Consider the following 4,697-nt stretch of genomic DNA (forward strand, 5'->3'; position numbering starts at 1 on the left):
GGGCCCGGCCTAGGGCCTGTCCGGCGGATCAGGTCGCGTTCGGGTGGCGGACCCCGCGTCCCGCGACATGATCCGCCGGACAGGCCCTAGCGGGGCCAGGCCCTGCCCCAGCGGGCCGCTAGGGCTGCCCGACCGCCTCCACAAGCCCCTGGACCTCCGTGCCGGGCGGCGCGAGGAGGAAGACGTTCTTGTCGACGCGGTGCATGCCGCAGCCGAGGCCGAGCACCACACCGCTGCTGAAGTCGAGGACCCGCTTGGCCACTTCGGTCTCGGCGCCCGTCAGGTCGAGCAGGACCGGGATCTGCGACATGACGGTCTCGGCGACGTCGCGGGCGTCCGAGAAGACGTTCACCCGCATCACCACGAAACGCCTGCGCGTCTCGGTCTCCGCGTCGGGCAGCGCGCGGTGTCCGGGCCAGGAAGGCCATTCGTTGCGGCTGCGCAGCGGTACGACCTGGGCGAGCCCTTCCCACTGTTCGTCGGTGACGTCGTGACGCTGACTGCTACTCACTGACCCACCCCGTCCTGGCTCGCACTCGATGTCTGCACCGGGCAATTCTTACGCCAAGTCACCCGTTCAGCCCAACAGCGACACGGACGGCCCCCTCCCCAGGAGGCCGCACCGGCCGCTCGTACGCCTTATTGCAAGCCGTTCGCGATAAGGGCAGGTCGCCCGGTCACCAGTAGAGTGCGGCTGCGCAGCCCATCCCGAGCCCCTAGGTCAGGTACCAGCAGTGACGCCCGCATCACCCCCAGGCATACCGGCCGTCACCGTCGTCGGGATCGGGGCCGACGGCTGGGACGGCCTCCCCGCCGCCTCGCGCGCGGCGCTCTCCGACGCCGAGGTGCTGATCGGCGGCGCCCGCCAGCTGGATCTGCTGCCCGCCCCCGACTGCCCGGGCGAGCGCGTCGCCTGGCCCTCGCCGCTGCGGCCCGCCGTGCCCCGCCTGCTCGCCGCCCACGCCGGGCGCAGGATCGCCGTCCTCGCGAGCGGCGACCCCATGTTCTACGGCATCGGGCGCGCCCTGAGCGAGGAGGTCGGCGCCGCGGCCCTGCGCGTCCTGCCGCACCCGTCCTCGGTCTCCCTGGCGTGCGCGCGCCTCGGCTGGCCCGTGGAGGAGACCGAGGTCGTCACGCTGGTCGGCCGCCCGGCCGCGCGCCTCGCCGCCGCGCTGCACGAGGGCCGCCGCCTCCTCGTGCTCAGCGCCGACGCCCGCACCCCCGCCGAGGTCGCCGCCCTCCTGCGCGAGCGCGGCTTCGGCCCGAGCAGGCTGCGCGTCCTCGAGGAGCTGGGCTCCGGGAAGGAGTCCTCGTACGAAGGTGTCGCCGAGGCCTGGTCGCACGCGCCCGGCGCCGCGCTGAACGTCGTCGCCGTCGAGTGCCGCCGCTCCCCCGGCGCCCTGCGCCTCGGCGCCGTGCCGGGGCTGCCCGACGCGGCGTACGAGAGCGACGGCCAGCTCACCAAGCGATACGTCCGCGCGGCCACGCTCGCGGCGCTCGCGCCCGCGCCCGGCGAGCTGCTGTGGGACGTGGGCGGCGGATCGGGGTCGATCGCGGTGGAGTGGATGCGGACGCACCCCTCCTGCCGCGCGGTCACCGTCGAGAAGAACGCGGTGCGGGCCGAGCGGATCACCCGCAACGCCGGCCGGCTCGGCGTGCCCGGGCTGCGGGTCGTCACCGGCGCGGCGCCCGGCGCCCTCGCCGAACTCCCCACACCTGACGCCGTGTTCATCGGCGGCGGCCTGACCGCCCCCGGTCTGCTCGACGCCTGCTGGCGGGCGCTTGCGGCCGGCGGGCGGCTCGTCGCGAACACCGTCACGCTGGAGTCCGAGGCGCTGCTCACCGACTGGTACCGGCGCCACGGCGGCGAGTTGGTCCGCCTGGCGGTGTCCCAGGCGGTCCCGGTCGGCGGCTTCACCGGGTGGCGGCAGGCCATGCCGGTCACCCAATGGTCCGTCACCAAGCCCGCGGAGCAAGGAGATCAAGAACGATGACGGTGTACTTCATCGGTGCCGGGCCCGGCGCGGCCGACCTGATCACGGTGCGCGGCGCGCGCACGCTCGCCGCCTGTCAGGTCTGCCTCTACGCGGGCAGCCTGGTGCCGCGCGAGCTGCTCGCCGAGTGCCCCGAGGACGCACGTCTCGTGGACACCGCGCAGCTCAACCTCGATGAGATCACGGGTGAGTTGGTCCGCGCCCACGAGGCGGGGCTCGACGTGGCGCGGCTGCACTCGGGCGACCCTTCCGTCTTCAGCGCGGTCGCCGAGCAGATGCGGCGGCTGGACGCGGCGGGTGTCCCGTACGAAGTGGTGCCCGGCGTACCGGCGTTCGCGGCGGCCGCCGCCGCGCTGAAGCGGGAGCTGACCGTGCCGACGGTCGGCCAGACGGTCATCCTCACGCGGATCGCACAGCGGGCCACGGCGATGCCGCCCGGCGAGGACCTGGCCACGCTGGGGCGCAGCGGGGCACTGCTCGTGCTGCACCTCGCCGCCGGGTACGTCGACCGGGTGGTCGAGGAGCTGCTTCCCTTCTACGGCGCGGACTGCCCCACCGCCGTGGTGGCCCTGGCCAGCCGGCCCGACGAGGTGATCCTCCGGGGCACGCTGGCGGACATCGCGGGGCAGGTGAAGGAGGCGGGGATCGTACGGACCGCTGTGATCATGGTGGGCCGCACGCTCGGTGCCTCGCAGTTCCGGGACAGCCATCTGTACTCGGCGGAGCGGGATCGGCACGTGTGCTGATCGCGTAGGCCGCGGGGCGGCTCAGTGCGGGCTCGCCGCGCTCCGGCCCACCACCGTGCCCGCCCTGTCGATGCAGATGACGTCCACCGCCACCGGCGCGCCACGCAGTACGGCCAGCGCCTCGTCCCTCGCCGTGGTCGCCACCAGGTCGCCCAGCGGGACCCCCGCCGCCTCGCACAGGCGCAACGCCTCCAGGCCCGTGTTGGCGCCCGCCACCTCGCTCGCCAGCGCGTCGGAGGCGCCGCCCGCGCGGGCCAGTTCCGCGAGGAAGCCCTTGTCGACCTGGGAGCGGGCCGAGTGCAGGTCCAGGTGGCCCGCCGCCAGCTTCGAGAGCTTCGCGAAGCCGCCGCAGATGGTGAGGCGGTCGACGGGGTGGCGGCGTACGTACTTCAGGACCGCGCCCGCGAAGTCGCCCATGTCGAGGAGGGCGTCCTCCGGGAGGCCGTGCTCCGCGACGACCGTCTTCTCCGACGTCGAGCCGGTGCAGCCCGCGACGTGCGTGCGGCCGGCCGCCCGCGCCACGTCCACGCCCCGCCGGATCGAGTCGATCCACGCCGAGCAGGAGTAGGGCACGACGATGCCGGTGGTGCCGAGGACCGAGAGGCCGCCGAGGATGCCGAGGCGGGGGTTCCAGGTGGAGCGGGCGATCTCCTCGCCGTGGTCGACGGAGAGGGTGATCTCCACGTCCGGCGTGGTTCCGGCGCGCTCCGCCACCTGTGCCACGTGGTCGCGCATCATCTGGCGGGGTACGGGGTTGATCGCGGGCTCGCCCACGTCGAGCGGCAGGCCGGGGCGGGTGACCGTGCCCACGCCCGGGCCCGCCTTGAAGACGACGCCGGCGCCGGGCGGCAGCCTGCGCACCGTGGAGCGGACCAGTGCGCCGTGCGTGACGTCCGGGTCGTCGCCCGCGTCCTTGACGATGCCCGCCATGGCGTACGTGTCCGTTCGCTCCTCGGCGGCGAGCGCGAAGGCGGGTGTCTGGCCCTTGGGCAGCGTGATGGTCACCGGGTCGGGGAAGTCGCCGGTCAGCAGCGCGGTGTACGCGGCCGTCGTGGCCGCCGTCGCGCAGGCGCCGGTCGTCCAGCCCGAGCGCAGACCGGTGTGCTTGAGTTGGGCGCTGCGACCGCCCTTCGCCTCGCTCTGCCCGCTCGGCTCTCTTGGCCCACTGGGCTCGCTCTGCCCGCTCTGCTCACTCATGAAGGAAACCGAACTCCGTGCACGTACTCATTCTGGGGGGAACGACCGAGGCCCGTCGCCTCGCGGAACTGCTGACGGGCGAGGCCGGGCTGCGGGTGACCAGTTCCCTGGCGGGGCGGGTCGCGGCGCCCCGGCTGCCGCCCGGCGAGGTCCGCGTCGGCGGGTTCGGCGGGGCCGAGGGGCTGGCGGCGTGGGTGCGGGAGCACCGCGTGGACGCGCTCATCGACGCCACCCATCCTTTCGCCGGGACGATCTCGTTCAACGCGGCGTCGGCCGCCGCGCTCGCCCATGTTCCCCTGCTCGCCCTGCGCAGGCCCGGCTGGGTCGCCGGTGAGGGCGACGACTGGCATCCGGTCGACTCCCTGGAGCAGGCGGCGCGGGCGCTTCCGGCCCTCGGTGAGCGGGTCTTCCTCACCACCGGGCGGATGGGTTTGGCCGCCTTCACCGGGGATCCGGAGCTGGACGGTCTCTGGTTCCTCGTACGATCCGTCGACGCGCCGGAGCCGCCGTTTCCTGCCCGGATGGAGGTCATCCTGGATCGGGGGCCCTTCTCGTTGGAGGGCGAGCGGGAGCTGTTGCGGCGGCACCGGGTCGATGTCGTGGTGACGAAGGACAGTGGGGGCGTGGCGACTGCGCCAAAGCTTGTCGCTGCGCGCGAGGCGGGGGTTCCGGTGGTGGTGGTCCGGCGCCCTGCCGTCCCGGCCTCGGCCGCCGTGGTCGCCACGCCTCGGGAGGCGGTGACCTGGGTCCGCCTCCAGCG

General features: G+C 74.3%; 5 protein-coding genes. 3 read left to right on the forward strand and 2 right to left on the reverse strand.

Going from position 1 to position 4,697, the window contains the following annotated elements; translation table 11 throughout:
* Window positions 1–118 precede the first annotated feature (118 nt).
* Window positions 119–511: a cell division protein SepF gene (locus GKQ77_RS27995; protein WP_219691712.1), complete on the reverse strand. Its 393-nt coding sequence runs from the start codon at window positions 509–511 to the stop codon at window positions 119–121.
* 223 nt (window positions 512–734) lie between these two features.
* On the opposite strand from GKQ77_RS27995, the gene cbiE reads away from it, so the two are divergent.
* Window positions 735–1,994: a precorrin-6y C5,15-methyltransferase (decarboxylating) subunit CbiE gene (gene cbiE / locus GKQ77_RS28000; RefSeq protein ID WP_219691713.1), complete on the forward strand. Its 1,260-nt coding sequence runs from the start codon at window positions 735–737 to the stop codon at window positions 1,992–1,994.
* Window positions 1,991–2,740 (forward strand): precorrin-4 C(11)-methyltransferase, encoded by a 750-nt coding sequence (gene cobM, locus GKQ77_RS28005; RefSeq protein WP_219691714.1) that lies wholly within the window; start codon window positions 1,991–1,993, stop codon window positions 2,738–2,740. Before cbiE ends, cobM begins: the two co-directional genes overlap by 4 nt.
* Window positions 2,741–2,761: 21 nt before the next feature.
* On the opposite strand, the gene GKQ77_RS28010 is transcribed toward cobM, so the two are convergent.
* On the reverse strand, window positions 2,762–3,937 hold the full coding sequence (locus tag GKQ77_RS28010) for a cobalt-precorrin-5B (C(1))-methyltransferase (protein ID WP_219691715.1): 1,176 nt from the start codon (window positions 3,935–3,937) through the stop codon (window positions 2,762–2,764).
* 17 nt (window positions 3,938–3,954) lie between these two features.
* Between GKQ77_RS28010 and GKQ77_RS28015 the strand changes: the two genes are divergently transcribed.
* Window positions 3,955–4,697: cobalt-precorrin-6A reductase (locus GKQ77_RS28015; protein WP_219691716.1), on the forward strand; the 743-nt coding region annotated here is incomplete at its 3' end.

This window comes from Streptomyces anatolicus, assembly GCF_019400875.1.
Taxonomy (GTDB): Bacteria; Actinomycetota; Actinomycetes; order Streptomycetales; family Streptomycetaceae; genus Streptomyces; species Streptomyces anatolicus.

Bases quoted from the DNA above. Each gene is read 5' to 3' on its own strand.
- cobM (WP_219691714.1), top strand. From the start codon at position 1,991: ATGACGGTGTACTTCATCGGTGCCGGGCCCGGCGCGGCCGACCTGATC.
- GKQ77_RS28010 (WP_219691715.1), bottom strand. From the start codon at position 3,937: ATGAGTGAGCAGAGCGGGCAGAGCGAGCCCAGTGGGCCAAGAGAGCCG.